The 25693-nt window shown below is 64.8% G+C and carries 23 protein-coding genes; 12 read left to right on the forward strand and 11 right to left on the reverse strand.

The annotated features are described in order from the left end of the window. The first annotated feature begins 20 nt into the window (after positions 1-20). Positions 21-1580: a bifunctional metallophosphatase/5'-nucleotidase gene (locus ACGYK9_RS10905; protein WP_394410287.1), complete on the forward strand. Its 1560-nt coding sequence runs from the start codon at positions 21-23 to the stop codon at positions 1578-1580. A 179-nt stretch (positions 1581-1759) separates the two neighbouring features. After that, positions 1760-2173: a VOC family protein gene (locus tag ACGYK9_RS10910; protein ID WP_394410284.1), complete on the forward strand. Its 414-nt coding sequence runs from the start codon at positions 1760-1762 to the stop codon at positions 2171-2173. A 70-nt stretch (positions 2174-2243) separates the two neighbouring features. Here ACGYK9_RS10910 and ACGYK9_RS10915 read toward each other — a convergent pair whose 3' ends face one another. Together ACGYK9_RS10915 and ACGYK9_RS10920 are read right to left on the reverse strand one after the other, a co-directional pair. Then, on the reverse strand, positions 2244-2573 hold the full coding sequence (locus ACGYK9_RS10915) for a hypothetical protein (protein WP_394410281.1): 330 nt from the start codon (positions 2571-2573) through the stop codon (positions 2244-2246). An 89-nt stretch (positions 2574-2662) separates the two neighbouring features. After that, positions 2663-3562: a LysR substrate-binding domain-containing protein gene (locus tag ACGYK9_RS10920; protein ID WP_394410278.1), complete on the reverse strand. Its 900-nt coding sequence runs from the start codon at positions 3560-3562 to the stop codon at positions 2663-2665. A 97-nt stretch (positions 3563-3659) separates the two neighbouring features. Between ACGYK9_RS10920 and ACGYK9_RS10925 the strand changes: the two genes are divergently transcribed. Together ACGYK9_RS10925 and ACGYK9_RS10930 are read left to right on the forward strand one after the other, a co-directional pair. Continuing rightward, positions 3660-4883 carry an acyl-CoA dehydrogenase gene (locus ACGYK9_RS10925; protein WP_394410275.1) on the forward strand — a complete coding sequence of 408 codons (1224 nt, stop codon included), beginning with the start codon at positions 3660-3662 and terminating at the stop codon, positions 4881-4883. Positions 4884-5021: 138 nt separating this feature from the next. Next, a complete protein-coding gene (locus ACGYK9_RS10930; RefSeq protein WP_394410272.1) occupies positions 5022-7196 on the forward strand; it encodes a thiamine pyrophosphate-dependent enzyme in 2175 nt (724 codons plus the stop codon). Positions 7197-7420: 224 nt separating this feature from the next. On the opposite strand, the gene ACGYK9_RS10935 is transcribed toward ACGYK9_RS10930, so the two are convergent. The 4 genes from ACGYK9_RS10935 to ACGYK9_RS10950 are packed head-to-tail and all read right to left on the reverse strand — an operon-like array spanning position 7421 to position 11510. Further along, complete coding sequence (locus ACGYK9_RS10935; RefSeq protein WP_394410269.1) at positions 7421-8653, reverse strand: mandelate racemase/muconate lactonizing enzyme family protein; 1233 nt, start codon at positions 8651-8653, stop codon at positions 7421-7423. 23 nt (positions 8654-8676) lie between these two features. Beyond that, on the reverse strand, positions 8677-9519 hold the full coding sequence (locus tag ACGYK9_RS10940; protein WP_394410266.1) for an NAD-dependent epimerase/dehydratase family protein: 843 nt from the start codon (positions 9517-9519) through the stop codon (positions 8677-8679). Positions 9520-9531: 12 nt separating this feature from the next. Further along, positions 9532-10311: an HpcH/HpaI aldolase/citrate lyase family protein gene (locus ACGYK9_RS10945; protein WP_394410263.1), complete on the reverse strand. Its 780-nt coding sequence runs from the start codon at positions 10309-10311 to the stop codon at positions 9532-9534. Continuing rightward, positions 10308-11510 carry an NAD(P)/FAD-dependent oxidoreductase gene (locus tag ACGYK9_RS10950; protein ID WP_394410260.1) on the reverse strand — a complete coding sequence of 401 codons (1203 nt, stop codon included), beginning with the start codon at positions 11508-11510 and terminating at the stop codon, positions 10308-10310. Before ACGYK9_RS10950 ends, ACGYK9_RS10945 begins: the two co-directional genes overlap by 4 nt. A 256-nt stretch (positions 11511-11766) precedes the next feature. Between ACGYK9_RS10950 and ACGYK9_RS10955 the strand changes: the two genes are divergently transcribed. The 4 genes from ACGYK9_RS10955 (at position 11767) to msrB (ending at position 14248) form a co-directional block, all read left to right on the forward strand. Further along, the gene (locus ACGYK9_RS10955; protein WP_394410800.1) at positions 11767-12267 is read left to right on the forward strand and encodes a sigma-70 family RNA polymerase sigma factor; all 501 of its coding nucleotides are present in this window, start codon (positions 11767-11769) and stop codon (positions 12265-12267) included. Further along, positions 12264-12956 (forward strand): anti-sigma factor domain-containing protein, encoded by a 693-nt coding sequence (locus tag ACGYK9_RS10960; protein WP_394410257.1) that lies wholly within the window; start codon positions 12264-12266, stop codon positions 12954-12956. The genes ACGYK9_RS10955 and ACGYK9_RS10960 overlap by 4 nt, the downstream gene beginning before the upstream one ends. A gap of 172 nt (positions 12957-13128) precedes the next feature. Beyond that, entirely contained in the window at positions 13129-13683 is a 555-nt protein-coding gene (locus tag ACGYK9_RS10965; RefSeq protein WP_067268384.1) for a fasciclin domain-containing protein, read from the forward strand. Between the two features lie 82 nt (positions 13684-13765). Further along, entirely contained in the window at positions 13766-14248 is a 483-nt protein-coding gene (msrB, locus tag ACGYK9_RS10970; RefSeq protein WP_394410254.1) for a peptide-methionine (R)-S-oxide reductase MsrB, read from the forward strand. A 55-nt stretch (positions 14249-14303) separates the two neighbouring features. Here the strand turns inward: msrB and hrpB are convergent, their stop codons facing one another. After that, a complete protein-coding gene (gene hrpB / locus ACGYK9_RS10975) occupies positions 14304-16745 on the reverse strand; it encodes an ATP-dependent helicase HrpB (protein WP_394410797.1) in 2442 nt (813 codons plus the stop codon). Positions 16746-16807: 62 nt separating this feature from the next. On the opposite strand from hrpB, the gene meaB reads away from it, so the two are divergent. Further along, complete coding sequence (gene meaB / locus ACGYK9_RS10980; protein ID WP_394410251.1) at positions 16808-17782, forward strand: methylmalonyl Co-A mutase-associated GTPase MeaB; 975 nt, start codon at positions 16808-16810, stop codon at positions 17780-17782. Here meaB and ACGYK9_RS10985 read toward each other — a convergent pair. The 3 genes from ACGYK9_RS10985 to ACGYK9_RS10995 form a co-directional block, all read right to left on the reverse strand. Beyond that, positions 17779-18207, reverse strand: a complete 429-nt coding sequence (locus tag ACGYK9_RS10985) for a PACE efflux transporter (protein WP_067263523.1) — start codon at positions 18205-18207, stop codon at positions 17779-17781. The two genes, meaB and ACGYK9_RS10985, sit on opposite strands and share 4 nt — an antisense overlap. 106 nt (positions 18208-18313) lie before the next feature. Further along, entirely contained in the window at positions 18314-19258 is a 945-nt protein-coding gene (locus tag ACGYK9_RS10990; protein WP_394410248.1) for a tyrosine recombinase XerC, read from the reverse strand. Next, positions 19255-19962: a DUF484 family protein gene (locus ACGYK9_RS10995; protein WP_067263525.1), complete on the reverse strand. Its 708-nt coding sequence runs from the start codon at positions 19960-19962 to the stop codon at positions 19255-19257. Before ACGYK9_RS10995 ends, ACGYK9_RS10990 begins: the two co-directional genes overlap by 4 nt. A 270-nt stretch (positions 19963-20232) precedes the next feature. Here ACGYK9_RS10995 and ACGYK9_RS11000 point away from each other — a divergent pair, with 270 nt between their 5' ends. Then, on the forward strand, positions 20233-21153 hold the full coding sequence (locus ACGYK9_RS11000) for a nitrilase-related carbon-nitrogen hydrolase (protein WP_394410245.1): 921 nt from the start codon (positions 20233-20235) through the stop codon (positions 21151-21153). 63 nt (positions 21154-21216) lie between these two features. Here the strand turns inward: ACGYK9_RS11000 and fsa are convergent, their stop codons facing one another. Next, the gene (gene fsa, locus ACGYK9_RS11005; protein WP_067263530.1) at positions 21217-21870 is read right to left on the reverse strand and encodes a fructose-6-phosphate aldolase; all 654 of its coding nucleotides are present in this window, start codon (positions 21868-21870) and stop codon (positions 21217-21219) included. 122 nt (positions 21871-21992) lie between these two features. On the opposite strand from fsa, the gene ACGYK9_RS11010 reads away from it, so the two are divergent. Further along, entirely contained in the window at positions 21993-24182 is a 2190-nt protein-coding gene (locus ACGYK9_RS11010; protein ID WP_394410242.1) for a primosomal protein N', read from the forward strand. A 250-nt stretch (positions 24183-24432) separates the two neighbouring features. Then, on the forward strand, positions 24433-25665 hold the full coding sequence (locus tag ACGYK9_RS11015) for an MFS transporter (protein WP_394410240.1): 1233 nt from the start codon (positions 24433-24435) through the stop codon (positions 25663-25665). Positions 25666-25693 lie beyond the last annotated feature (28 nt).

Here is a 25693-nt window from a genome sequence, read left to right on the forward strand (position 1 = left end):
CAAGCAACAGGGGAACTATCATGAAACGATTCCTGACCGCGACCGCTGCGCTGGCTTTGACCAGCGGCATGGCGGCGGCAGAGTATAATCTGACCATTCTGCATACCAATGATTTCCATGACCGGTTCGAGCCGATCAGCAAATATGATGGCCCCTGCAGCGCCGAGGATAATGCCGAGGGCAAATGCTTTGGCGGTGTCGCGCGGATGGTCACCGCCATCGAAGCCGCCCGCGAACGCGCGGGCGAGAACCACCTGCTGCTGGATGCGGGCGACTGGTTCCAAGGCTCGCTTTTCTACACCCGCTACAAGGGCGACATGGCAGCCGAGTTCATGTCGAAGCTCGACTATGACGTGATGGCCGTGGGCAACCACGAGTTTGACGACGGCCCCGAGGGGCTTGCCGATTTCGTGGCACAGGTCGATTTCCCGGTGCTCTCGGCCAACATCGACGTGAGCGGTGTCGAGGGGCTGGAGGGCGAGATCGGCAAGTCCACCGTGCTTGAGGTCGGCGGCGAGAAGATCGGCATCGTCTCCGTCCTTGCCGAAGACACGCCCGAGACCTCCTCGCCCGGGGCGGAGGTGATCTTCTCTCCCGCAGCGGATGCGGCACAGGCCGAGATCGACGCGCTGACCGAGGATGGGGTTAACAAGATCATCCTGCTCACACATGTGGGGCTTGCCGCCGACAAGCGGCTGGCCGAGGAGTTGACCGGGGTTGACCTGATCGTCGGCGGCCATTCCCACACGCTTCTGAGCAACAGCGAAGAGCGGGCAGAGGGCGCTTATCCGACCATGGTCAACGACGTGCCGATCGTGCAGGCCTATGCCTACAGCAAATATCTGGGCGAGGTGAATGTCACCTTCGACGATGCGGGGGAGGTGACCGCGATCTCCGGCGATCCGATCCTGCTCGACGCCTCGGTCGAAGAGGATCAGGCGACGGTCGATCTGGTGGCCGAACGCGCCGCCCCGCTGGAGGAGTTGCGCCAGAAGGTCGTGGCCGAGACATCGGAAACCATCGAAGGCAGCCGTGACATCTGCCGCGCGCAGGAATGTGCGATGGGCAACCTCGTCTCGGACGCGATGCTGGACCGGGTGAAGGATCAGGGCATCGACGTGGCGATCTCCAACGCGGGCGGTCTGCGTGCCTCCATCGACGCGGGCGAGGTGACCATGGGCGAGGTGCTGACGGTGCTGCCGTTCCAGAACACGCTCTCGACCTTCCAGATCAGCGGTGCGACCCTGATCGAAGCCTTGGAAAACGGGGTAAGCCAGTTGGAAGACGGCGCGGGCCGCTTCCCGCAGGTGGCGGGCATGTCCTACACCTTTGATCCCAAGGCCGAGCCCGGCAGCCGCATCAGCGATGTGATGGTGGGTGGCGAACCGATTGATCCCGAAAAGACCTATGGCGCCGTGTCCAACAACTATGTCCGCAATGGCGGCGACGGCTACGCGATGTTCAAGGACGCCGAGAATGCCTATGACTTCGGCCCCGATCTGGCGGATGTGACGGCGGAGTATCTGGCGAAGAACGGCAGCTACAAGCCCTACACCGATGGCCGCATCAAGATGAAGTAAGGGCCTCGGGCCTAAGCGGGAGGGCGCGTCCAGCGGAGCGCGCCCTTTTTGTTTACGAGTTGCCGGGCCTACGCCCTTGTTTCCGGGCTGTTGCCTAAGCTGCGCGTCCCCCCGCAAGCCAGCCCCTTGCACCTCTCCCGCCAAGGGATACACATGCGGTAACCAAATAGGAGACCGCTATGCTCACCCCCTTCCACCTTGCCTATAACGTCCGCGACCTTGATGAGACCCGCGCCTTCTACGGCGATGTGCTGGGCTGCACCGAAGGCCGGTCGACCGAAACTTGGGTCGATTATTCCTTCTTTGGCCACCAGATCTCCATGCATCTGGGCGAGCCTTTCAAGACAGAGGCCACCGGCAAGGTCGGTGAGCATATGGTGCCGATGCCGCATCTGGGCGTTGTCCTGGGGATGGAGCATTGGAAGGCGCTGGCAGAGCGGCTGAAGGGCGCAGAGGTCGACTTCGTGATCGAACCTTCGCTGCGTTTCGAAGGGGAGCCGGGCGAGCAAGCGACCATGTTCTTCCGCGACCCGTCGGGCAATCCGATTGAGGTCAAAGGTTTCGCCGATATGGACCGCGTTTTTGCCCAATAAGGCCAAGCGCTGAAACGACAAAGCCCCGCTGTCGAAAGCGGGGCCTTGAGTGGCTCAAGCTGATGCGGGCTCAATCGAAGCTGATCGCCCCTTCGAAAGCAGGCTCTTCCAAAGTCTGCCCGCTGAAGCTGGTCGGGGTCTGCGCGGTGATGTCGAGCGTGTAGCTGCCGTTCACGGGGATCGGGCCGCTGGTCCAAGCCTCATCCTCGCCAGTGATCGTATGGCTTCCGGTGGCGTTGTTGGTAAAGACCACCTGATCGCCCGGCTGCACATGGGACAGCGATGGGAAATAGGCGCCGTCGACGATCAGCACATTGCGGCTTTCGGCCATGGCGCCGGCGGCGCAGAGGCTCAGGGCAAGGGCCAGAGCGCCGGTGCTTTTGCGATATGAACTTAGCATCATCTGCTCCTTTGGAACGCCCGATGCGGGCGGGTTAGCCGGTTTCATACAAGGTAAATGCGGCATAACTTGGGCCATCTTTGCGCGGCTCATCCTACCGTCGCAGGCTCCGCCTGCTGGGCCAGCCAGCCACGGAATGACGCAAGCGCCGCCGTCTCGTCCCGGTCGTCAGGCCAGACGAGGTAGTAGTTGCCGATGCTCTGCGTGGTGGGCGACGCCGCCAGCACCAATTGCCCGTCGCGCAGGTAGGGGCGGGCGAAGAAGGTCGGCAGCAGCGCCACCCCTAGTCCGTGTATCGCCGCCTGCGCCATGGTCGAGAATTGGTCGAACATCATGCCGCCCGGCGGATCATCCTTAACCCCCAGCGAGGACAGCCAGCGCGCCCATCCGCGCGGACGGGTCTCCAGATGAAGCAGCGGCAGATGGCGCACGTCGCGTGCATCCTCCAAGGGTGCGGGCAGCAGGTCGGGCGCGCAGACCGCCACCACCGTTTCCGGCAAAAGCGGCAGGTAGCGCACGCCGGGCCAATCTTCATGACCAAAATGAATGGCGGCGTCGAATCGGCTGCCCGCAAAGGTAAAGGGCCGCAGCCGGGTCGATAGGTTCACCGTCACCTCCGGGTGATCCCGCGCGAAATCGCGCAGGCGCGGGGCCAGCCAATGCATCCCGAAGGCAGGCAGGATCGCCAGATTAAGCGTGCCCCCCGTAGGGTTCGTCCGGGCCGAGACCGAGGCCTGTGCCAGCCGGTTGAGGATGTCGCGCACCTGCGTTACATAATCCAATCCGGCCTGCGTCGGGGTCAGACGGCGGCCCTGACGGATCATCAGCGTCACGCCCAGCTGTTCCTCGAGCGTCTTGATCTGACGGCTGACCGCGCTCTGCGTGAGGTTCAATTCCTGCGCCGCCGCCGTGGCGGTGCCGAGCCGCACGACCGCCTCGAAAGACAGCAGGGCCGAGATCGAAGGCAGGAAGCGGCGCGGCGCGATCATATGACTTTTTCTCATGAACTCAGGACAAAGCAGCGATAGAGTTCGCGCCGCCGATTTGCAATACTGCCGCAAATCACATCACCCGAAAGGATGCATCATGACCGCTGACGCCCCCAAGCTGCGCGCCAAGGACAAACCCGATCTCGGAACCTTCGACTGGCAGGATCCCTTCCGCCTCGACAGCCAATTGACCGAAGACGAGCGGATGATCCGCGATTCCGCCCGCGCCTACGCGCAGGAAAAACTGCAGCCGCGCGTCATCGAAGCCTTCGCCGAGGAAAAAACCGATCCGGAGATCTTCCGCGAGATGGGCGAGATGGGCCTTCTCGGCGTCACCATCCCCGAGGAATACGGCGGTCTGGGCGGCAACTACGTCTCCTACGGCCTCGTCGCCCGTGAGGTCGAGCGCGTCGACAGCGGCTATCGCTCGATGATGTCGGTGCAGGCGAGCCTCGTCATGTATCCGATCTACGCCTATGGCTCCGAGGAACAGCGCCAGAAATACCTGCCCAAGCTCTGCTCGGGCGAATGGATCGGCTGCTTCGGCCTGACCGAGCCCGACGCGGGCTCCGACCCCGCCGGCATGAAGACCCGCGCGGCGAAAACCGACACGGGCTACAAGCTCACCGGTTCGAAGATGTGGATCTCGAACTCCCCGATCGCCGATGTCTTCGTGGTCTGGGCCAAGTCCGAGGCCCATGGCGGCAAGATCCGCGGCTTCGTGCTGGAAAAGGGCATGAAGGGCCTGAGCGCGCCGAAGGTGGGCAACAAGCTTTCCTTGCGTGCCTCGATCACCGGCGAGATCGTCATGGACGGCGTCGAAGTGGGCGAAGATGCGCTGTTGCCGCATGTGGAAGGCCTGAAAGGCCCCTTCGGCTGCCTCAACCGCGCCCGCTACGGCATCTCCTGGGGCGCGATGGGCGCTGCCGAGTTCTGCTGGCACGCCGCGCGCCAGTACGGGTTGGACCGCAAGCAGTTCAACAAGCCGCTGGCCCAGACCCAGCTGTTCCAGAAAAAGCTCGCCGACATGATGACCGAGATCTCGCTCGGCCTGCAGGGCTCGCTTCAGGTGGGCCGCCTGATGGATGCCGCAAACGCCGCGCCCGAGATGATCTCGATCGTCAAGCGCAACAACTGCGGCAAGGCGCTGGACGTGGCCCGCATGTCGCGTGACATGCACGGCGGCAACGGCATCTCCGGCGAGTTCCAGGTGATCCGTCACATGATGAACCTCGAGACGGTGAACACCTACGAAGGCACCCACGACGTGCACGCGCTGATCCTGGGCCGCGCCCAGACCGGCTTGCAGGCGTTCTTCTAAGAACCGGTATTGGGGGGATTTCCTCCCCCCAAGCCCCCCTCCAAGTATTTATGGCCAAAAAGAATGGGGACGCCCCGCTCTTTTTGGCCAAAAGTACTTTCGCCGAAGGCAAGAAGTTTTTTAATTCCAAGAGGCTCCATGGACCGCGTCGCCATCGTTCATGAGAATTTCCTCCGCCGCGTCGCGGAAGGGGATTTTCCCCAATCCACTTTTTCCGGCAAAGCGTTGGAGCGCGATCAGCTCTTGCAGCTCTACCGCGCGCAGGTTCTGAGCCGGGCGCTCGACCTGCACAGCCGGGTGATGCAGAAGGAGGGGCAGGGGTTCTATACCATCGGCTCATCGGGGCACGAGGGGATGGCGGCGGTGGCCGCGGCCTTGCGCGTCGATGACATCGCCTTCCTGCATTACCGCGATGCGGCCTTCCAGATCGCCCGGGCCGATCAGGCAGGTGGGCAGGACATGATGCGCGACATGCTGCTCAGTTTTGCCTGTTCCGCCGAGGACCCGACCAGCGGCGGGCGGCACAAGGTGCTGGGCTCGCGCCCGTTGATGATCCCGCCGCAGACCTCGACCATCGCGAGCCACCTGCCCAAGGCGGTGGGGGCCGCGCATTCCATCGGCATGGCGCGGCGACACCGGCCCGAACACGCAATCCTGCCGCGCGACGGCATCGCCATGTGCAGCTTCGGCGATGCCTCGGCCAATCACTCGACTGCGCAGGGCGCGATCAACGCTGCCTGCTGGACCGCCGTGCAGGGCGTGCCGCTGCCGCTACTCTTCGTTTGCGAGGACAACGGCATCGGCATCTCGACCAAGACGCCGACGGGCTGGATCAAGGCGTCGATGTCTGCCCGACCGGGGCTGAAGTATTTCGAGGGCGACGGGCTTGATCTTCACGCGGCCTATGCGGCGGCGAAGGAGGCGGCGGATTACGTGCGCGTGCACCGTAAGCCGGCTTTCCTGCACCTGCGCACGGTGCGGCTCTATGGCCATGCCGGGGCGGATGTGGCGACCTCCTACCTGCCGCGCGCCGAGGTCGAAGCCGATGAGGCGAATGATCCGCTGCTGCATTCCGCCCGGTTGTTGGTCGAGGCCGGGGTGCCCGCCGAAGAAGCGCTGGCAATCTATCGTGACACGCAAGAGGCGGTGGCCAAGGCCGCGGAGGAGGTGGTCAAACGGCCCCGCCTCAAGACGGCCTCGGACGTCATGGCCAGCCTCGTGCCACCCAAGCGCGCCTGCGCGTCCAGCAATGGGCCGAGTGCCGAGGCGCGGGCCGAGACCTTTGGCGGTGACATGGGCCAAATGGACAACCCCCAGCCGATGTCGCGGCTGATCAACTGGGCGCTGCACGACCTGATGCTTTCGCACCCCGAGACCATGCTGATGGGCGAGGATGTAGGTCGCAAGGGCGGGGTCTATGGCGTCACCCAGAAGCTGCAGAACCGTTTTGGCCCCGGTCGGGTGATCGACACGCTGCTGGACGAGCAGAGCATCCTCGGCCTCGCCATCGGCATGGCGCACAACGGTTTCGTGCCGATGCCGGAGATCCAGTTCCTCGCTTATCTGCACAATGCCGAGGACCAGTTGCGCGGCGAGGCGGCGACTTTGCCCTTCTTCTCGGACGGGCAATGGAGCAACCCAATGGTGCTGCGCATCGCGGGGCTGGGCTATCAGAAAGGGTTCGGCGGGCATTTCCATAACGACAATTCGCTGGCCGTGCTGCGCGACATTCCGGGCATTATCATCGCCTGTCCCTCGGCGGGGGACGACGCGGCGATGATGCTGCGCGAGGCGCACCGCTTGGCGCGTGAGGAGCAGCGGGTGGTGGTCTTTGTCGAGCCCATCGCGCTCTACCCGATGCGCGACCTGATGGAGGCCGGGGACGGTGGTTGGATGCGGCACTACCCGGCGCCGGGCCGGCGGATCGCTCTGGGCGAGGTCGGTGTGTCTGGCGAGGGCGCGGATCTGGCGATCGTGAGCTACGGCAACGGGCATTACCTGAGCCAGCAGGCGGCGCGCGATCTGGCCGAGGCGGGCGTCGATGCGCGGGTGATCGACCTGCGCTGGCTCGCGCCCTTGCCAGAGGATGCCTTGATCGAGGCCATCGGGGATCGTCCGGTGCTGATCGTCGACGAGTGTCGTCGGACGGGCGGGCAGGCCGAGGCGCTGATGGCGCTGATGGCGGAGCGCGGTGTGGCAAAGTTTGCTCGGCTGACGGCGGAGGACAGTTTTATCGCCACGGGGCCAGCCTACGCGGCAACGCTGCCTTCGCGCGAGGGCATCGTGGCGGCGGCGCGGGAGCTATTAGGGTAGTCGAGGGCTAGCGCCTGCCCGCGGATCGGCGATCCGCGGGTTGTTCATGCCACTTTATGGCACAGGTTCGATGCGGAATCGCAAATGGCCGCACGGGTTGCACGATCGCCTACTCGGTCGCACCAGAGGTGCGCCCTGAAATGCTGGCACGCCTCTGGCGTGACGAGCGGGCGGGCGATGGCCCGGCGCCTGCGGCTTGTTCCGGGCCGGGCAGGCGATGGTCCTTAGTGGCTATCCGCCGGTGCGCCGCCTTGGAAATTATTCCCATTCACATAATCGCAAGGCTCTTCGCGCATCTCCAGATGCAGGCCAGCGCCTGTGTAAGGATGCGCGCGGGCGAGTTCCTCATCGACTTCGATCCCCAAACCGGGCGCTTTGGGGGCGGTGATGAAGCCGTCCTCCACCCGGATCGACCCTTTGATCAATTGGTCATGGAACGGCGTCTCAATACATTCGCACATCAGGATGTTCGGGATCGCGGTGGCAAGCTGCACATTCGCGGCCCATTCCACCGGTCCGGCATAGAGATGCGGCGCCACTTGCGCGTTATAGACCTCGGCCATGGTGGCGATCTTCTTGGCCTCCGCGATGCCGCCCACACGGCCAAGGGCCGGTTGCAGGATCTCCGCCGCGCCCGCCCGCAACAGCGGCGCGAACTCGGCCTTGGTGGTCAGCCGCTCGCCCGTGGCCACAGGGACGCGCACGCCGCGCGCGACCTTGGCCATCTGCTCAGGCGCGTCTGGCGGGATCGGCTCTTCGTACCACAGCGGGCTATAGGGTTCGATCGCTTGGCCCAGCCGGATTGCGCCCGCGGTGGTGAACTGCCCATGGGTGCCAAATAGCAGGTCGGCGCGGTCGCCCACCGCCTCTCGGATAGCCTTGCAGAACGCCGCCGAGGTGCTGATGTCCGACATCGCAGGCATATGCCCGCCGCGCAGCGTATAGGGGCCAGCGGGGTCGAATTTCACCGCCGTATAGCCGCGCGCCACGCAATCCGCCGCCGATTCCGCCGCCATCTCGGGCGAGGTCCAGAAATCCGCCATGCTGTGATGCGGCAGCGGGTAGAGGTAGGTATAGCCGCGCACCCGGTCATTGGTGCGCCCGCCGATCAGCGCATGCACCGGGCGGTCGCGGTCCTTGCCCAGAATGTCCCAACAGGCGATCTCAAGCCCCGAAAACGCGCCCATGACCGTCAGATCTGGCCGCTGGGTGAAGCCTGCGGAATAGGCGCGGCGGAACATCAACTCGATATTCTCAGGATTTTCGCCCTGCATATGGCGGACAAAGACATCTTCGATCACCGCGCGCATCGCGTCCGGCCCGACGCTGGCGGCATAGCATTCGCCCCAGCCGGTTATGCCGGTGTCGGTGGTCAGTTTGACCAATATCCAATAGCGCCCGCCCCAGCCGGGGGCGGGCGGGGCCGTCACGATGATATCGAGGTCTTGCAGTTTCATGACGGTCCCTTTCATTTGGCCGCTTAGGTCTCTTTTTTGTCGTCGACGATGGTCATCTGCGCGATGCCGCTTTCGCCCAGATCGACCTTGGCGAAGGGGCCGCCGTGGCACATCTGGCCGGGGTCGGTGATGTCGACGGGGCCTTCCTCGGCCAGCACTTTTTCGGCGAATTGCTCGGCGTTGTCCTTCGGGCGGTAGCCGAGGAAGGAGGCTTTCGAGTTGTCCACCGGGGCGCGGTCGTTGTTCGACACGCCGTAGATCACCGAGAAGCCGACCGAAGGCGTATCCACCGCGCGGGTCACCAATTGGATCAGATCGTCATACGACAGCCACGAGCCAAGCGCGCGGGAGTTGTTGACCTGTGCCGCGCTGAGGATGCGCAGGTGTACGGATTCAAGTTGGCGTTTGTCCCAATACATGGAGCCGAGGTCTTCGGTGAAGCATTTGGCGAGGCCGTAGAAAGTGTCGGGCTTGTGAGGCGCATCGATGCCGATGAAGTCGGCCTTTTTGTGCATCCCCACCGCATGGATCGACGAGGCATAGACGACGCGCCGTGCGCCCGCCTGATAGGCCGCTTCCCATACGTTGTAAGAGCCGACGAAGTTCGGGCCGAGCAGTTCCATAAAGGGTTTCTCGTCCACGATGGCCCCGAAATGCACCACCATGTCGGCGCCCTCCATCAGGGCCGCGACTTGGTCGTATTCCGCCAGATCGGCCTTTTGATAACGCTCACCGTCGTAGAGCTTGCCAATGTCCTCGGCGATGTCGGAGCTGACCAGTTCTTCGCACATCGCGGCCAGTGGTTCGCGCAGGTAGGAGCCGAGCCGACCGGCGGCACCTGTCAGGACCAGTTTCTTAAATTTCATAACATCTTCCTTTCACGTCTCAGAAATCTTGTCGCGCACCTGCGCGCGCAGCGCATCGGCCCCTTGGGCCAAAAGCCCCACATCCGTGCCGCAGGCGACAAAGGTGAAACCTTCGTTCAGCAATTGGGCGGCGAATTCGGGGTCGGTGACCAGCGTGCCTACGGGAATGCCCTTGTCCATCAGAAGTTTGGCCGCAGGGCGGATCAGCTCCCAGACCTCGGGGTGCAGGGTCTGGCCCAGATGGCCCATGTCGGCGGCGATATCGGCAGGGCCAAAGAAGATGCCGTCGATCCCCTCAACCTCGGCAAAGGCGGCGGCGTTTTCGACTGCGGCGCGGGTTTCAAGCTGGATCAGGATGGCGGTCTGGTTCTCGACCTCGGCGTTGTAATCCTTAACCCGGCCAAACTGGTTGGCGCGGTTCAGCCCGGCCACACCCCGCACGCCGCGTGGCGGGTAGCGGCAGGCGGCCACGGCGGCGCGGGCCTCATCAGGGGTCTGCACCATGGGAAACAGCAGCCCCGGCGCGCCGAGGTCCATCAGCCGTTTGACCTTGACTGCATCGTTCCAGTCGGGCCGCACCATCGCCGTGGTCTCACTGCCCGAGAACGCCTGTAGCTGCCCCAGAACCGAGGCCATGTCGCTGGGCGCATGTTCCATATCCAGCATCACCCAGTCATAGCCCGCATGGGCCACCACCTCGGCGGCATAGCCGTTGGAGAGGGAGACCCAGAGGCCAAGCTGCTTTTGCCCGGCGCGAATGGCCGCGAGGAAGCTGTTCTCGCGCAATTTCATATCACGGCCCTTTCGACGAATTTCTCGGAACGCACGATCCGCGCGTAGTCTAGCGGCGTAAGGTCGAGCGTGCGGTAGCCGCCGTGGGTGATCAACTCTGCCGTGCCGCGCCCGATGGCGGGGGCCTGTTGCAAGCCGTGGCCGGAAAAGCCGTTCATAAAAACGAAGTTCGCGACCTTGTCGTGCCGCCCCAAAATCGCATTCTGGTCAACGGTGTTATAGGCGTAATGCCCGACCCATTCATTAATCACCTTGACCCTCTCAAAGGCCGGAACGCGGGTGGCGATGGTGGGCCATACCTTTTCTTCCCAGATCGAATGGTCGAAGGTGAAATCATCATATGCCGCGTCGTAGTCATCCTCTGGCGGGCAACCGGCCATGTAATATTTGCCCTCTTGGCGCATATGCACGCCGCTGGGGTCGATGGTCAGCGGCAGGTCCATCTCAAGCGGCTCGGCGGCATCGAAGATGAAGGTGTAGCGTTTGCGCGGCACCACGGGCAGGGTGATCCCGGCCATCTGCGCCGTCGCCGCCGCGCGGGGGCCGGAGGCATTTACCACCGTCCCGCAGGAGACCGTCGCCCCGGACTTCAGCGTCACCGCATCCACGGCGCTGCCCGCAGGGTTCAGCACCATGCCTGTCACCTCGTCATGCACAAAGGTCACGCCGCGGCGCTTGGCCATGCGTTTGAACCAGTCGAACATCGTGCCGCCGTCGAAATAGCCCTCATCCACCGTGTTGTGATTGGCAGCGATCACATCGTCGAGCATGTAGAAGGGATAGCGTGCGGCGATCTCATCCTTGGTCATATGCTGGGTGTGCGCGCCCATGGAGGTCTGGATGCCCTGCGCCTCGCGCAGGGTCTGGGCAAACTCGGGCGTGTCGGCAAGATAGAGGTAGCCAAAGCTTTGCAGCGCCAGTTCCGGCACCTCGGGATCGTCATGCATGAACTGGCGGAAGTTTTTGATGAACTCGGCCCCGAATTGCGAAATCTGGATGTTCACGGGGGCGCTGAACTGCTGGCGGATGCAGGAATTCGTATGGCTGGTCGAGGCGAATTCATAGGTCGGATCACGCTCGACCACCAGCACCTCGCCGTCGAACCCCGGCGTGTTGGTCAGCCACCAAGCCAAAGCCGAGCCATAGATGGCCCCGCCCACGATCACCACGTCATAGGACGTCTCAAGCGCGTTTTGCATGCACAGTCTCCCTTTGCGCATTCCCCTCTGAATCGTGGGTAGCCTAAGCATCCAGAGCCTGCAATCTTTGTGAACGGTGGCGCGAATTTTCGTTTAGCGGCGATGGGTTGCGCCTGTGCCCATGAATGAGGCAGGGTTGACTTTTACTGCGGCTGCCGCACCATGAGCGCAATGCCGCAACACAGATGACCGCCCAAAGGAGTGGCCCTTGGACAGCGACCGTGAAGAGATTGAACGTCTGATTGCAAAGGTCGCAATGGGGGACCGTGCCGCTTTTGAGGCGCTTTATGATCGGGTGTCGGCGAAACTATTCGGGGTCTGCCTGCGTGTGTTGGATACACGCGCCGCAGCAGAGGATGCCATGCAGGACAGTTTCGTCAAAATCTGGAATAATTCCGACCGCTATCAGGCCAATGGCCTGTCGCCGATGACGTGGCTGATTACCATTGCGCGCAACACGGCGATCGACCGGCTGCGCGCCACCCGTAAGGGCCATCAGGATATCGACACGCCGGGGCTGGAACTGGCCGCGCCGGGGCCGAGTCCCGAACAATCCGCCGTGGCCGCGTCAGAGGCCAAGCGCCTGACCAATTGTCTGGATGATCTCGAAGCGGATCGCGGTGCGGCGGTGCGGGGCGCCTACCTCGACGGCGACAGCTATGCCGATCTGGCGCAACGTTTCAACGTGCCGCTCAATACCATGCGCACTTGGCTGCGCCGCGGTTTGATGGCCCTGCGGGAGTGTATGAGCGTATGAGCGACACCCCCATCACCCCGCCCGAAGACGACGATCTGCTGGCCGCCGAAATGGCCTTGGGCCTTTTGGAAGGCGAAGACCGTGCCGCGGCACGCGCCCGGCTGATGCAAGACCGTGATTTCGCCCGCAGCGTGGCCGATTGGCAGGAGCGTTTCGTGGCGATGACCGACGATATCGCCCCCGTCGCCCCGCCCGCGAAGCTGCGCCGCGCGCTGATGGCGCGGCTCTTCCCCGCGCGGCAGGTGCCGCTGTTGCAGCGGCTCTGGCTGTGGCAGGGGGTTTCGGTGGCAGCACTGGCTACTGTGGCCTTCCTTGCCCTGCCGATGCTGCGCGAGCCGCCGATGCAGCCCCCGGCCGAGGTCTATGCCACCCGCATGGCCGCCGAGGACAGCGCGCTGGAATTGCTGGCCGTCATGGACATGTCGCGTGGCGATATCGCGCTGCGCCGCGTCTCGGGCGACGCGCCCGCGGGCCGCGTTTTGGAGCTTTGGGCGATCCTGCCAGACCGCGCGCCGATCTCTCTAGGCGTGCTGCCTGAGGGGGAGGTCAACCGCGTGGCCTTGCCCGCTGATCTGGCGCCCGAGGCGGCGCAGATCACGCTGGCCATCACCGATGAACCGCCCGGCGGCGCACCCGGCGGTGTCCCCACCGGGGAGGTCATGGCCGCTGGTGCTGTAGCGGAACTTTAAACCCCCGAAACGCCCTGCTTTGACTGAGCGGGGCGTTTCATTTTTCATCGCCTTTACAGTGCGTTATGATTTTGTTGCGAATTTTCTGAACCATTCTGAAACTCCTCTCACGTCTGCCCCGTGGGTCCAGTATCGCCGCCCACAACGGGAGGCATTCAAGGGAGGAAACCCAATGAAGACGCTCAAGACATTCGCCGCCGCCACCGCCACTGCCGCTCTGCTGGCCACCGGTGCCATCGCCGCCAATCCCGAAGTGGGCGGCGCGCCCATGTTCGAGAATAAGAACATCGTCGAAAACGCCGTGAACTCCGCCGATCACACCACGCTGGTGGCTGCCGTGAAGGCCGCCGGTCTGGTCGATACGCTGGCCTCCGAAGGGCCGTTCACCGTTTTCGCCCCGGTCAACTCCGCCTTTGACGCGCTGCCTGCGGGCACTGTCGAGACCCTGCTCAAGCCCGAGAACAAGGACATGCTGACCAAAGTGCTGACCGCCCATGTGGTGGCCGGTAAATGGTCCGCCGCCGACATCGCCGCCAAGGCCCGCGCCTCCAGCGATGGGTTCTATCACTTCAACGCCGTCTCCGGCGATGCGCTGTCGGCGCAGGTGAAGGGCCGCAACGTCTATATCATCGACGAAAGCGGCAATGCCTCGCGCGTGACTATCGCAGATGTGAACCAGTCCAACGGGGTGATCCATGTTGTAAACAGCGTGTTGGTGCCCAAATAAGAGGCAACCCGCATGATGTGGCCGGGCCAGTACCTCCATGCTGGTCCGGCGCAATGCCACCCGAAACCCGAGGAGTAACACCATGAACAGACGTCATTTTCTGACATCGGCCTTTCTGGGCGCCACCGCCATCGGGTTCGGCGCGCGCGGCGCTTTGGCCGCTTATGTCGAGGGCGATTTCGAGATTACCCGCACTGAGGCCGAATGGCGCGCGATGTTGAGCGATTTGGAATATGCGGTCATGCGCGAAGGCGATACGGAACGTGCCTTCACCAGCCCCCTGAACGACGAGACCCGCGCGGGCACCTTTATTTGCAAGGGTTGCGATCAGCCGCTTTACGATGCTGCGACCAAGTTCAAAAGCGGCACTGGCTGGCCGAGCTTTTATCAACCGCTCGACAATGCGGTCGAGACGATGGCCGACAACAGCTTTTTCATGCGCCGGACCGAGGTGCATTGCGACCGTTGCGGCAGCCACTTGGGCCATATCTTTGACGACGGACCAGAGCCCACGGGTAAACGGCATTGCCTCAACGGGGTATCGCTGAAGTTCGTCGCGGCCTAATTTCTGGAGATCTGCAAGACCTGACCGCGCGCCGCTTTCGGCGCGCGTTGTCTTGTCAGGTGCCGCGCGGTTTGGCGCGCAGGGTCGGGTCCGCCACTGTGGGGTCTTCGGGCCACGGGTGACGCGGATACCGCCCGCGCATGTCCTTTCGCACATCGGCATAGGAGCTTGCCCAGAAGCCGGGGATGTCCATTGTGACCTGCACCGGGCGCTGCGCAGGCGACAGCAGGGTGACCTGCAATGGCTGGCCGCCCACCGTCGGGTGCCGCGTCACGCCGAACATCTCTTGTAAACGCAGCGCGATGCCGGGGGTCTCTCCGCTGTAGTCGATGGCCACGCGCCGCCCGAGCGGGGTTTCAAAATGGGCAGGGGCCGAGCGGTCCAACTCTTGTTGCTGCTCCCAGCTGAGCCGGGCTTTCAGCGCCGGGGTGACGTCGAACCCTTTCCAATCCGCGCTGCTGCGCACGCCCGTCAGATGCGGCAGCAGCCAGTCTTCCAGCGTCTCCATCAGATGCGCTTCGCTGAAATCGGGGAAGGGCGCGGGCATCAGCCGGGCGCGGGCCAGAAACAGCGCCGCCGTCTTGCCGGGGTTCAGCCCCAATTGCCGCACACCGTCCAGCATCGCGACCGCCACTGCATCGGCGGGCGCATCGGGCCATGTCCGGTCCTCCAGAACTAGCGCGCCAAAGACCTCTTGCTTGCGGGTCAGCACACGCCCCTCGCGGCGCGACCATAGGCAGACATCCTGCCAGCGGATTTGATCGGCAAAAGTGGCGCGCAGCTCGGCGTCCGAGATCAGCGCCGCCTGCCGGATACGCGCCTCACGCGGGTCGCCGTCGAGGTCGGTGGCCACCAAGAGCCGCGTGCCCGCCATCGGGTCGGTCTCCGGCAGCACCGCGCCCTTGCCGCCCGAGAGCACATAACGCGGTGCCTCGCCCTTGCGGCGCAGCCCGACGCGGTCGGGGTAGGCGAGGGCCGCCAGCACGCCCAAGGAGTCCGGCCCGTCGCCCTTCGCGCCGCGTGCAAGGCGTTTCGCCTCGGCCTTGATGCGCGCTAGCGTGGGCGCATGGGGAGGCGTGGCAGTGCGTTTGCCGGCCAGCGCGTCCATCCGCAACGCAAGGTCTACGGGCGCGCCGCGCATGGGGTCCCGTTCGGCCAGAAGGGCCGCCAGCATCGGCGCGCGAGGGCCGCCGCGCGCCACCATATGCGCCAGTCGAGGGTGAAGGGGGAGTTTCGCCAAGGCGCGGCCATGTTCGGTGATGCGCCCGCTGCCGTCGAGCGCGCCCAGCATCTGGAGCACCGATTGCGCCTCGGCCAGACGGCCCGCGTGGGGCGGGGTGACGAAGCTCAGATCACTTGCCTGCGCACCCCAGAGCGCCAGTTCCAACGCAAAACCGGTGAGGTCGCCCGCCTCGATCTCGGCCGGGGGGAAGGCCGCCAGCGCGCCTTCCTCGCCCCGGGTCCAGAGCTTGTAGGCCACCCCGGTGTCTAGCCGCCCAGCACGGCCTGCGCGCTGCGTCGCCTCGGCGCGGGTCACCCGCTCGGTCACCAGCCGGGACATGCCCGAGGCCGGATCGAAGAGCGCGCGGCGCGACCGGCCGCCATCGACGACGATGCGGATGCCTTCGATGGTGAGGGAGGTCTCGGCGATGGAGGTCGCCAGTACCACCTTGCGGCCCGTGCGGGCGGGGGCGATGGCGGCCTGCTGGGCCTTGAAGTCGAGCGCGCCGAATAGGGGCGCGAGGGGGCAGTCCTCGGGAAGGGCGGGGCGCAGAAGCGCCTCGACGCGGCGGATTTCGCCCTCGCCGGGGAGGAAGACGAGCGCCGAGCCCGGCGCCTCTGACAGCGCTTTCAGGGTAAGATCGGCCACGGCGTTCTCCAGCCGTTGCTTGCCCATCGGCTTGTCGAGCCAGCGCGGCTCAACCTCGAAACTGCGCCCCTCGGAGGTCACGATCGGCGCCTCCATCAGCGCGGCCACCGGGGCGGCGTCGAGCGTGGCGGACATGGCCACCAGCATCAGGTCGTCGCGCAGCGCACCCGCGACTTCGAGCGCCAGCGCAAGCCCCAGATCGGCGTTCAGCGAGCGTTCGTGAAATTCGTCGAAGATCACCGCGCCGACGCCCGGCAGGTCGGGGTTGTCCTGCAACATGCGGGTCAGAATACCCTCGGTGACGACTTCGATGCGCGTGGCCTTGGACACCGCCGAGGCGCCGCGCACGCGAAAACCGACGGTCTGGCCGGTCTCCTCGCCAAGGCTTTCTGCCATGCGCGCGGCGGCGGCGCGGGCGGCAAGGCGGCGCGGCTCCAGCATCAGGATGCGGCCTTGGGTCAGCCCGGCCTCCAGCATCGCCAGCGGCACCCGCGTCGTCTTGCCCGCGCCGGGGGGCGCTTGCAGCACGACGCGGCCCGTGTTGCGCAGGGCGGTGATCACATCCGGCAGAACGGCGTCGATGGGCAGGGCGAAATCAGCGTTGGACATGGCGCGGTTATCGGGCATCGCGCGCGCCGCGCCAAGGGTGGGGATGGACAATTCCACGCCGCCCCCGCAAAAGTTGCCCCATGGATATCGAGACATTGGCCGAAGGCATCATAGCAGGAGAGCGCCGCGCATTGGCGCGGGCGATCACCTTGGTGGAATCGGGCCGCGCCGATCACCGCGCGGCGGCGGCAGAGCTGTTGGCGAAGCTGCCCACCGACCGGCAGGCGCTGCGCATCGGGCTTTCGGGCACGCCCGGTGTGGGCAAATCCACCTTCATCGAAAGCTTCGGCATGATGCTGACGGCGCAGGGCAAAGGCGTGGCGGTGCTGGCGGTGGACCCCAGTTCGGCGCGTTCGGGCGGGTCGATCCTCGGCGACAAAACGCGGATGGACCGGCTGAGCCGCGACCCCAATGCTTTCATCCGGCCCTCGCCCAGCCAAACGCATCTCGGCGGCGTCGCGCGCCGCTCGCGCGAGGCGGTGCGGCTCTGCGAGGCGGCGGGCTTCGACGTGGTGCTGATCGAGACCGTGGGCGTCGGCCAGTCGGAAACCGTGGTGGCCGAGATGTCGGACGCCTTCGTGCTGCTTCTGGCCCCCGCTGGCGGGGATGAGTTGCAGGGCGTCAAGCGCGGCATCATGGAGATTGCCGATCTGATCGTGATCAACAAGGCCGACGGCGATCTGAAATCCACCGCCGCGCGCACCCGGGCCGACTATGCCGGTGCCCTGCGCCTGCTCCGCAAGCGCCCGCAAGACCCCGAGGGCTTTCCGCGTGCCACCGCCGTTTCAGCGCTGGAGGAAAACGGGCTGGAGGAAACCTGGGCCGCCTTGCAGGAGCTGACCGACTGGCGCCGTGAACAGGGGTTCTGGGACCGCACCCGCGCCGCACAGGCGCGTTATTGGTTCGAGCAGGACGTGAAGCAGCGGCTTCTGGCGCAGCTTGAGACCCCACAGGCCAAGGACGATCTGACGCGGCTCAGCGATGCCGTGGCCGATGGGGCGCGTGATCCGGCGGAAGCGGCGGCGGAATTCGTTCGCCGGCTCAGGGCAGATTAAGACGCGTTTGCGGGTTCCGAGACGGGGAAGAGCACGTCGTAGATCCAGTTAAATACGAAGGCGTAGATCAGGTAAAACACCGCCAAGGACACGTCGATCAAGAAGGCTTCGCGCAGAGAAATCTCGAGATACCACGCGATGAAGGGCAAGAGCACGAAGAGCAGCCCGATCTCGAAACTCACGGCATGAAGCACGCGGATCGGCACCGTCTTTTTCACCGTGCCGCGCAACCGGCGCAGGGCGTGGTCGAAGCCGAGGTTGTAGACATAGTTCCACCCCGTCGCGATGCTGGCGCTGACCACGGCGACGACGCCGATATGGCCGATGGGCTTGTCAAAGAGCCAAGCACTGGCGGGGGTGACGATCAGCAGGGCGATGATCTCAAAACTAAGGGCGTGGCGGATGCGGTCTGCGGTGCTGCGCATGGGGTGGTCCCGGTATTGGTCGGGTCGTCCCGAGTGGCTGCCCAAATGGGGGAGGTCGTCCTCGCTTGGGGCCAATATGGCGATTGACGCGCGGGGTGCAAGGGGCTCAGCGGCCCGCCTTGGGATGGGCGTTGTTATAGACCTCCATCAGCCGCGCAGTATCGACGGCGGTATAGGCCTGCGTGGTCGAGAGGGAGGCATGGCCCAGAAGCTCCTGAATAGCGCGCAGATCGCCGCCCGCGTCGAGCAGATGGGTGGCAAAGCTGTGGCGCATGGCGTGGGGCGTGGCGCTGGCGGGCAGGCCCAGTTGCATCCGCGCATCGGCCATCACCTGCGCCACGGCGCGCGCGCCCAAGCCACCGCCGCGGATGGCGCGAAACAGCGGGGCCTGCGCCTCACGCGGGTGCGGGCAGAGGGCAAGGTAGTCTTCGACCGCGGCGCGGGCGGCGGGCAAGACCGGCACGACACGTTCCTTCCCGCCTTTGCCGAGGATGCGCAGGCTGGCGGGCAGGGGGGCATCGCCGCCCTCAAGCGCCAGCGCCTCGGAAATACGCAGCCCGCAGCCCCAGAGCAGGGTCAGCACCGCCACGTCACGCGCGGCAACCCATGGCGCGCGGGCTTGGGTCTCGACACAGTCGATCAGCGCGCGGGCGGCGTCTTCGGCCAGCGGGCGGGGCAGTTTCTTGGTGAACTTGGGCGACCGGGCGAGCAGAACGGCAGTGGGCTCGAACCCCTCCCGCTCGGCCAGCCAGCGGTAAAAGGCTTTCACCGCCGAGAGTTTGCGCGCGACAGAGCGTGACCCCGCCCCGCCGCTGCGGGTGCTGGCCATCCATGCGCGCATATCGCTGATGGTGATTTTCGCCAGCGCCCCCAGACCTTGGGTGTCGCCCTTATGCAGCGTCATGAAGGTGAGGAATTCGGTCACATCGCCCCGGTAGGCGATGATCGTATTTTCGGCCGCGTCGTTCAGCGCGCTTTGGTGTTCCAACCACGTCTGAAGCGCGTCCCGCGCGGCGGGGCTGATCAGCAGCGGATTTGCCTTCTCGCTCAAGACAGCCAGCGGCGCATGGATCGCTCCAGCACGCCGGTAAAGAAGGTGAGCAGATCGGTGCCCTGTTGCGGGCCGAACATATGCGGGTCTTCGGCGCCCATGACCAACAGGCCGGGCAGCCGTCCGGGGCCGAAATCAAGCTTGAGACAAGCCTCGGACCGGATCCACCCCGCCTTGCTGCCATAAAGCGCTTCGGAGCCGTCTTGCAGCGCGCGCAGGGTCACCTGCCGCACCATGCCGCCGCGCCCTTGGCTGAGGTAGTCGTCGATGAACCCCGGTTCGGCCACGCTGAGCACATCGCCTAAACGCTGCACCGCCGGGTCATTGTCGTTTTGGGTGGATTCCAACACCAGCCGCACCGCGTCGACGCGCAGGATATCGGCCACTTCGCCGCCGAGATCGCGCAGGAAGGTCTCGAACTCCACCGGGTCGAGCATGCGCAGTATGGCGCGGTGGATCTGATTGGTCCCGGCAAGGTTTTCATAGGCTGCCGCGATCACGCTGCGGTGGGTGTCCTCCAGCCGGTCGAGACGGGTCTCCAGCCGCTCCATCGCGATGCCGCGCAGATCGACGATATTGCCGCCCATGGCCTTTTCATTCGCCGCAATCAGCGCCTGCATCACGTCGCTGTCGTCAAGAATGACGTCAGGCGCTGAGATGATCGCCTCCCGCAGGGCGTCGTCGATTTTGGGGCTGCTGCTCATGGGCGTCTCTTTTTGATTTGCGGTGTCATAGCATGCTGGGGCGTCAAGATCTGCCCCCAATTGGTCACGTCTCCTGCCGCCTGCGGTCTTGTTGCCGCCTTGCGTCAGGCCGGGATGTAGAACGAAGCCTGCCGGAACAAAAGCGGCGCAGACGTGTTGGCCCCGGTCGACGCGCGGATTTCAGCCGTAGGGCCGCGCGTACCTGATCGAAGCCTGCCGCATATCCCCGGATGCGGTGGAACAGGTCTTTGCCGGGAGAGGAAATCTTACATGGAACATGTCTCTGTCGATCTTTGGGCCGCCAACCTTCAGGTCGCGCCGGACTCGCTGCAAAGCTGGCTCGCCAGTGTCGAGACGCGCCTGCAACAGGCCGCCGCGCGTGAGGCGCAGCTTTTGGTGATGCCCGAGTTTTGCTGCGCGCAGTGGCTGAGTTTCGCCCCCGCCGACCTGCCTGCGGAAGAGCAGCTTGGCTGGCTCGCGCAGACCGCCACGCTGGCGCTCGACCCGATGCGGCGCATGGTTGAGCAAACCGGCGTGGCCCTGCTGCCCGGCACCTTTCCCGTGGCCTTCCCTTCGTTCGATGCGCCCGAAGGTTACCTTAATCAAGCGTGGTTCCTGAGCCCCGATGGCGGGCTGCAAGTGCAGAACAAACTGAGCCTGACCCCGCTTGAGGCGAATGGCGCCAGCGGCGTGACCATCGCGGGCACGGGGATCAACCTGTTCGAGTGGAACGGTTTGCGCTGTGTCATCGCGATCTGTCTCGATGCGGAATATACCGCGCTTTGGTCCAAACTGGGGGCGCTGAACCTCGATCTGGTGATCATTCCCGCCAAGACCGATATGATCACCGGCTATAACCGCGTGTTCAGTTGCGCACGGGCGCGGGCCATTGAGTTGCAGACCGCCGTTTGCTGTGTCGGCGCAGTGGGCGCGCCGCTGACCCCGTGGCAGCAGGATACCGGCGTGGGCGGGGCGAGCGTCTATTTGCCCTGCGACGTTTCAGTCGCTTTGGACGGAATGCATGCGGCCCTGCCGCCCCAGACGGCGGCGCAGGGCATGGATTTGGTTTTGCAAGCACCCGCAATTCCCGTGGGACAGTGCCGCCGCATCCGCGCAGGCGCGGCCGAGGCCGAGGTGCGTCCGGGCCTGTGGTCGGGCGATCACCTGACGGTCGAAGGGAGTGCGGCCTAAGGCAAAGAAAAACCCCCTCCGCCACGGGCGGAAGGGGTTTGATGTTCGCAGGCTATGGCCGGATCAGAGGATGTTCTGACCGGTCTTTTTCCAATCGGCCATGAACTGCTCCAGCCCCTTGTCGGTCAGCGGATGCGCGGCCAGTTTCTTGATCACCTCGGGCGGCGCGGTCATCACGTCGGCACCGATGCGTGCGGCGTCCAGAATGTGGTTCACGCTGCGGATGGAGGCGGCGAGGATCTGCGTCTCGAAACCGTAGTTGTCATAGATGGTGCGGATGTCTTGGATCAGGTCCATGCCATCGAGGTTGATGTCGTCGAGACGCCCGATGAAGGGCGAGATGAAGGTCGCGCCCGCCTTGGCCGCGATCAGCGCTTGGTTCGCCGAGAAGCAGAGTGTCACGTTGATCATGTGACCTTCGCCCGACAGAACCTTACAGGCTTTCAGCCCGTCCCATGTCAGCGGCAGTTTGATGGTGATGTTGTCGGCGATCTCGGCCAATTTGCGGCCCTCGGCGATCATCGCGTCGGCTTCCAGCGCCACGACTTCGGCGGAAACGGGGCCATCGACGAGGTCACAAATCTCTTTGGTGACTTCAAGGATGTTGCGGCCCGATTTCAGGATCAGGGAGGGATTGGTGGTCACGCCGTCGACCATGCCAAGGTCGTTGAGTTCGGCGATGGCGTCGATCTCGGCTGTATCTACGAAGAATTTCATGGGCTTTCCTTCCGGGTTGGAATGTGATCGCTATCGGGTCAATTCGTTGCCTTGGCTTTACCGCATGATCTGCGATGCTTAAAGCCTCAATTCCCCCAAGCGACACGGAGCATGCGGCAGACATGGCTGAATTCTACCACCATGGTGAGTTGTTGTCGGTGATGACCACCCAGCCTTTGGGCCGCGCTTTGGATTATCGCGCGCCCGAGGGCGGTTGCCATGCAGGGGCCTTTGTCGAGGTGCCGCTGGGGCCGCGCAAGGTGATGGGTGTGGTCTGGGGGGCGGGGGCCGGGGATTACGACATCAACAAGGTGCGCCATGTGATCCGGGTGCTCGACGCGCCGCCGATGCGCGAGGAGATGCGCGAGTTTCTGCTACGGTCCGCAGCCTATACGCTGACCCCGCTGCCCGCCATGCTGCGGTTGGCAACCCGTGCGCCGGGGCTGGGCGATCCGCCCTCGATGCGCAAAATCTACCGGGCCGGTGAGGGCGTGCCGTCGCGCATGACCGATGCGCGGCAAAGGGTCATGGCGGTGCTGGAGGAATATGGCGATCTGGCCTTCACGCTGAAGGAGCTTTCTGAGATGGCCGGGGTGACGTCCTCGGTCGTGAAGGGCCTGGTGGACCAAGGTGCGGTGCGCGAGGAGGAAAGCCCCCGCGATCTGCCGTTCCGGCGGCTTGATCCATCCTTGCCCGGCAAGGCACTGACCGAGGATCAGGCCAAGGCGGCGGCAGTGCTGCGCGAGGGGATCAAGTCCGAGACCTACGGCACGACGCTTCTGCGCGGGGTCACCGGCTCGGGCAAGACGGAGGTCTATCTCGAAGCCGTGGCAGCTGCGGTGCAAGCGGGGCGGCAGGCGCTGGTCCTGCTGCCCGAGATCGCGCTGACCGAGCAGTTTTTAGAGCGTGTCGAAGAGCGTTTCGGCGCCAAGCCCGCCGAATGGCACTCGGGCGTGACCATGACCGAGCGGCGCCGCATCTGGCGCATGGTGGGGCAGGGCAACGCGCAGCTGGTGATCGGCGCGCGCTCGGCGCTGTTCCTGCCGTTTCAGAATCTCGGGCTGATCGTCGTGGATGAGGAACATGACACCTCCTACAAGCAGGAGGACGGCGTGCTCTACAATGCGCGGGACATGGCGGTGCTGCGGGCCTCGATCTGCGGCGCGCAGGTGGTGCTTGCAAGCGCCACGCCGAGCCTCGAGACATGGGCCAATGCCGAGGCCGGGAAGTACCGGCGGCTGGAGTTGACCTCGCGTTTCGGCCCGGCGGTAATGCCGCAGATGGGCGCGATCGACATGCGGCAGGCGGGATTGCCGGGGGACAAGTGGATTTCGGGCGAGATGAAGCGCGAGGTCGATGCGCGATTGGCGCGCGGCGAACAGGCGATGCTCTTCATCAACCGCCGCGGCTATGCGCCGGTGACGCTTTGCCGTGCCTGTGGCGAGCAGATCGGCTGCGACCAATGCGATGCGCGGATGGTCGAACACCGGTTCCTGAAACGCCTCGTCTGCCATCAATGCGGCGAGAGTAAACCGATGCCCGAGGCCTGCCCCTCATGCGGGGTCGAAGGCAAGCTCGCGCCCGTGGGGCCGGGGGTGGAGCGTCTGGGCGAAGAAGCGGCGGCACTCTGGCCCGAGGCGCGGATCGCGACGCTGAGTTCTGACATGTACGGCTCGGCCCGCGCGCTCAAAGCCGAGATCGCAGGCATCGCCGAGGGGGCGGCGGATATCATCATCGGCACGCAGCTGGTGGCCAAGGGGCATAACTTTCCCAAGCTGACGTTGGTGGGGGTGATCGATGCCGATCTGGGGCTCACCGGGTCGGACCTGCGCGCGGCGGAGCGGACGTTCCAATTGATGCGGCAGGTGGCGGGGCGTGCGGGCCGGGCCGAGGCGCCCGGCGCGGCCCTGTTGCAGACCTATCAGCCCGAGCATCCGGTGATCCGGGCCATCCTGGCGGGCGAGGAAGAGGCTTTCTGGGCCGCCGAGGCCGGAGAGCGGCGGCAAGCCGGGGTGCCGCCCTACGGGCGTATGGCGGGGATCATCCTGAGCGGCAGCGATGCGGCGGCGGTGTTCGATCTGGGCAACCATCTGGCGCGGCATGACGGGCCTTTGCGTGCGGTAGGGGCGCAGGTTTTCGGCCCCGCCCCCGCGCCGATCGCCCGAGTGCGCGGGCGGCATCGTGTGCGGCTGCTGGTGAAGGCCGACAAGGGCGTGGCGCTGCAGGAGGCGCTGGGCCGCTGGGTCGGCGGGCTGCGGCTAAAGGGGGATCTGCGGCTGGCGGTGGATATCGACCCGCAGAGTTTTTATTGAAGCTGGCTGGCAAGACGTTTGCACCTCGCGCACCAGACCGGAATCAAGGCCGAAGGCCGCCGGGCAGCGCCAGACCGGCCCATGGTCTGGCGCTTTTGCAATCGGAGTGGCGGCTTGCGCAAGTTTCATATGAGTTGCCGCCATAAAGTGCCCAATTGAAAAGGTCGTCTGCGCTAGCCCCCGGTCCGGCGCTGCCCGGCTCTGCGCCTTTTCTCTCGCCATCCCCGGGCCTTGGGCGTAATGAAATCCCATGACCCGTTTCATCACCCTCGAAGAGGCCAAGCGCCTGCCGTTCTGGCGCCGTCCCGTGGCCCTGCTGTTTCTCATGGCGCTGGCCATGCCGATTGCTTTCAACACATGGTCGGCGCTGCTCAACAACTTCGTTATCGAGGTCGCCGATTTCGACGGGTCCGACATCGGACTGCTGCATACGGTGCGCGAGATCCCGGGCTTCTTCGCCATCGGTGTCATCGCCATCCTGCTCTTCATGCGCGAGCAGGTGCTGGGGCTGGTCTCGCTCGCGCTTCTGGGCGCGGCCACGGCGGTCACGGCCTATTTCCCCTCCATGGGCGGTATCCTGACGATCACCATGCTCAGCTCCATCGGCTTTCACTACTACGAGACGGTGAACCAGTCGCTGCAACTGCAATGGCTGAAGATTGAGGACGCCCCGCGCATGATCGGCTGGCTCATGGCCGCGGGCTCGCTGGCCACGTTGGTGGCCTATCTCGCGATCATGGCGCTGTGGGAGACGCTGAGCCTCAGCTACAGCATCGTCTATATGATCGGCGGCGGTGTCACCGTCGCTATCGCGATCACCGCCATGCTGGCCTATCCGCAGTTCGAGGCGCCCACGGTGCAGAACAAGAAAATGGTGCTGCGCCGCCGCTACTGGCTTTATTACGCGCTGCAATTCATGTCCGGCGCGCGGCGGCAGATCTTCGTGGTCTTCGCGGGCTTCATGATGGTCGAGCGCTTCGGCTTTGAGGTGCATGAGATCACCATGCTGTACCTCATCAACCTTGTCGCCAATATGCTCTTTGCCCCGCTGATGGGCCGCGCGGTGGGCCATTTCGGCGAACGCCGGACCTTGGCGGTGGAATACATCGGACTGATCTTGGTCTTTCTGGCCTATGGCGGGGTCTATTACCTCGGCTGGGGCGTGGTGATCGCGGCGGCGCTCTATGTCATCGACCATATGTTCTTTGCCCTCGCACTGGCGTTGAAGACCTACTTCCAGAAGATCGCGGACCCTGCGGATATCGCACCCACGGCGGCGGTGGCTTTCACCATCAACCATATCGCCGCGGTCTTCCTGCCGGTGCTCTTGGGGCTCCTGTGGCTGGCCTCGCCGGCGGCGGTGTTCTTCCTTGCGGCTGGGATGGCGGCTGTGTCGCTGATGCTGTCGCTGCTGATCCCGCGCCACCCCGCGCCGGGGCATGAGACGATCTTTCAACCTGTCGTGCCTCAGGCCGCCGAATAGGGCGCGAAACCCGGCACGGCTTGACCCG

Origin of the sequence: Sulfitobacter sp. 1A15258 (assembly GCF_043557045.1) — a bacterium.
Classification (GTDB): Bacteria; Pseudomonadota; Alphaproteobacteria; order Rhodobacterales; family Rhodobacteraceae; genus Sulfitobacter; species Sulfitobacter faviae.

What these genes read in the sequence shown, in the direction of transcription:
- meaB (WP_394410251.1), top strand. Translation starts at nt 16,808, where the DNA reads ATGGATATCGAGACATTGGCCGAAGGCATCATAGCAGGAGAGCGCCGC.
- ACGYK9_RS10985 (WP_067263523.1), bottom strand. Translation starts at nt 18,207, where the DNA reads ATGCGCAGCACCGCAGACCGCATCCGCCACGCCCTTAGTTTTGAGATC.
- ACGYK9_RS11000 (WP_394410245.1), top strand. Translation starts at nt 20,233, where the DNA reads ATGGAACATGTCTCTGTCGATCTTTGGGCCGCCAACCTTCAGGTCGCG.
- ACGYK9_RS10950 (WP_394410260.1), bottom strand. Translation starts at nt 11,510, where the DNA reads ATGCAAAACGCGCTTGAGACGTCCTATGACGTGGTGATCGTGGGCGGG.
- ACGYK9_RS11015 (WP_394410240.1), top strand. Translation starts at nt 24,433, where the DNA reads ATGACCCGTTTCATCACCCTCGAAGAGGCCAAGCGCCTGCCGTTCTGG.
- hrpB (WP_394410797.1), bottom strand. Translation starts at nt 16,745, where the DNA reads ATGCCCGATAACCGCGCCATGTCCAACGCTGATTTCGCCCTGCCCATC.
- ACGYK9_RS10910 (WP_394410284.1), top strand. Translation starts at nt 1,760, where the DNA reads ATGCTCACCCCCTTCCACCTTGCCTATAACGTCCGCGACCTTGATGAG.
- msrB (WP_394410254.1), top strand. Translation starts at nt 13,766, where the DNA reads ATGAACAGACGTCATTTTCTGACATCGGCCTTTCTGGGCGCCACCGCC.
- fsa (WP_067263530.1), bottom strand. Translation starts at nt 21,870, where the DNA reads ATGAAATTCTTCGTAGATACAGCCGAGATCGACGCCATCGCCGAACTC.
- ACGYK9_RS10955 (WP_394410800.1), top strand. Translation starts at nt 11,767, where the DNA reads ATGGGGGACCGTGCCGCTTTTGAGGCGCTTTATGATCGGGTGTCGGCG.
- ACGYK9_RS10940 (WP_394410266.1), bottom strand. Translation starts at nt 9,519, where the DNA reads ATGAAATTTAAGAAACTGGTCCTGACAGGTGCCGCCGGTCGGCTCGGC.
- ACGYK9_RS10995 (WP_067263525.1), bottom strand. Translation starts at nt 19,962, where the DNA reads ATGAGCAGCAGCCCCAAAATCGACGACGCCCTGCGGGAGGCGATCATC.
- ACGYK9_RS10935 (WP_394410269.1), bottom strand. Translation starts at nt 8,653, where the DNA reads ATGAAACTGCAAGACCTCGATATCATCGTGACGGCCCCGCCCGCCCCC.
- ACGYK9_RS10920 (WP_394410278.1), bottom strand. Translation starts at nt 3,562, where the DNA reads ATGATCGCGCCGCGCCGCTTCCTGCCTTCGATCTCGGCCCTGCTGTCT.
- ACGYK9_RS10925 (WP_394410275.1), top strand. Translation starts at nt 3,660, where the DNA reads ATGACCGCTGACGCCCCCAAGCTGCGCGCCAAGGACAAACCCGATCTC.
- ACGYK9_RS10960 (WP_394410257.1), top strand. Translation starts at nt 12,264, where the DNA reads ATGAGCGACACCCCCATCACCCCGCCCGAAGACGACGATCTGCTGGCC.
- ACGYK9_RS10930 (WP_394410272.1), top strand. Translation starts at nt 5,022, where the DNA reads ATGGACCGCGTCGCCATCGTTCATGAGAATTTCCTCCGCCGCGTCGCG.
- ACGYK9_RS10905 (WP_394410287.1), top strand. Translation starts at nt 21, where the DNA reads ATGAAACGATTCCTGACCGCGACCGCTGCGCTGGCTTTGACCAGCGGC.
- ACGYK9_RS11010 (WP_394410242.1), top strand. Translation starts at nt 21,993, where the DNA reads ATGGCTGAATTCTACCACCATGGTGAGTTGTTGTCGGTGATGACCACC.
- ACGYK9_RS10915 (WP_394410281.1), bottom strand. Translation starts at nt 2,573, where the DNA reads ATGCTAAGTTCATATCGCAAAAGCACCGGCGCTCTGGCCCTTGCCCTG.
- ACGYK9_RS10945 (WP_394410263.1), bottom strand. Translation starts at nt 10,311, where the DNA reads ATGAAATTGCGCGAGAACAGCTTCCTCGCGGCCATTCGCGCCGGGCAA.
- ACGYK9_RS10965 (WP_067268384.1), top strand. Translation starts at nt 13,129, where the DNA reads ATGAAGACGCTCAAGACATTCGCCGCCGCCACCGCCACTGCCGCTCTG.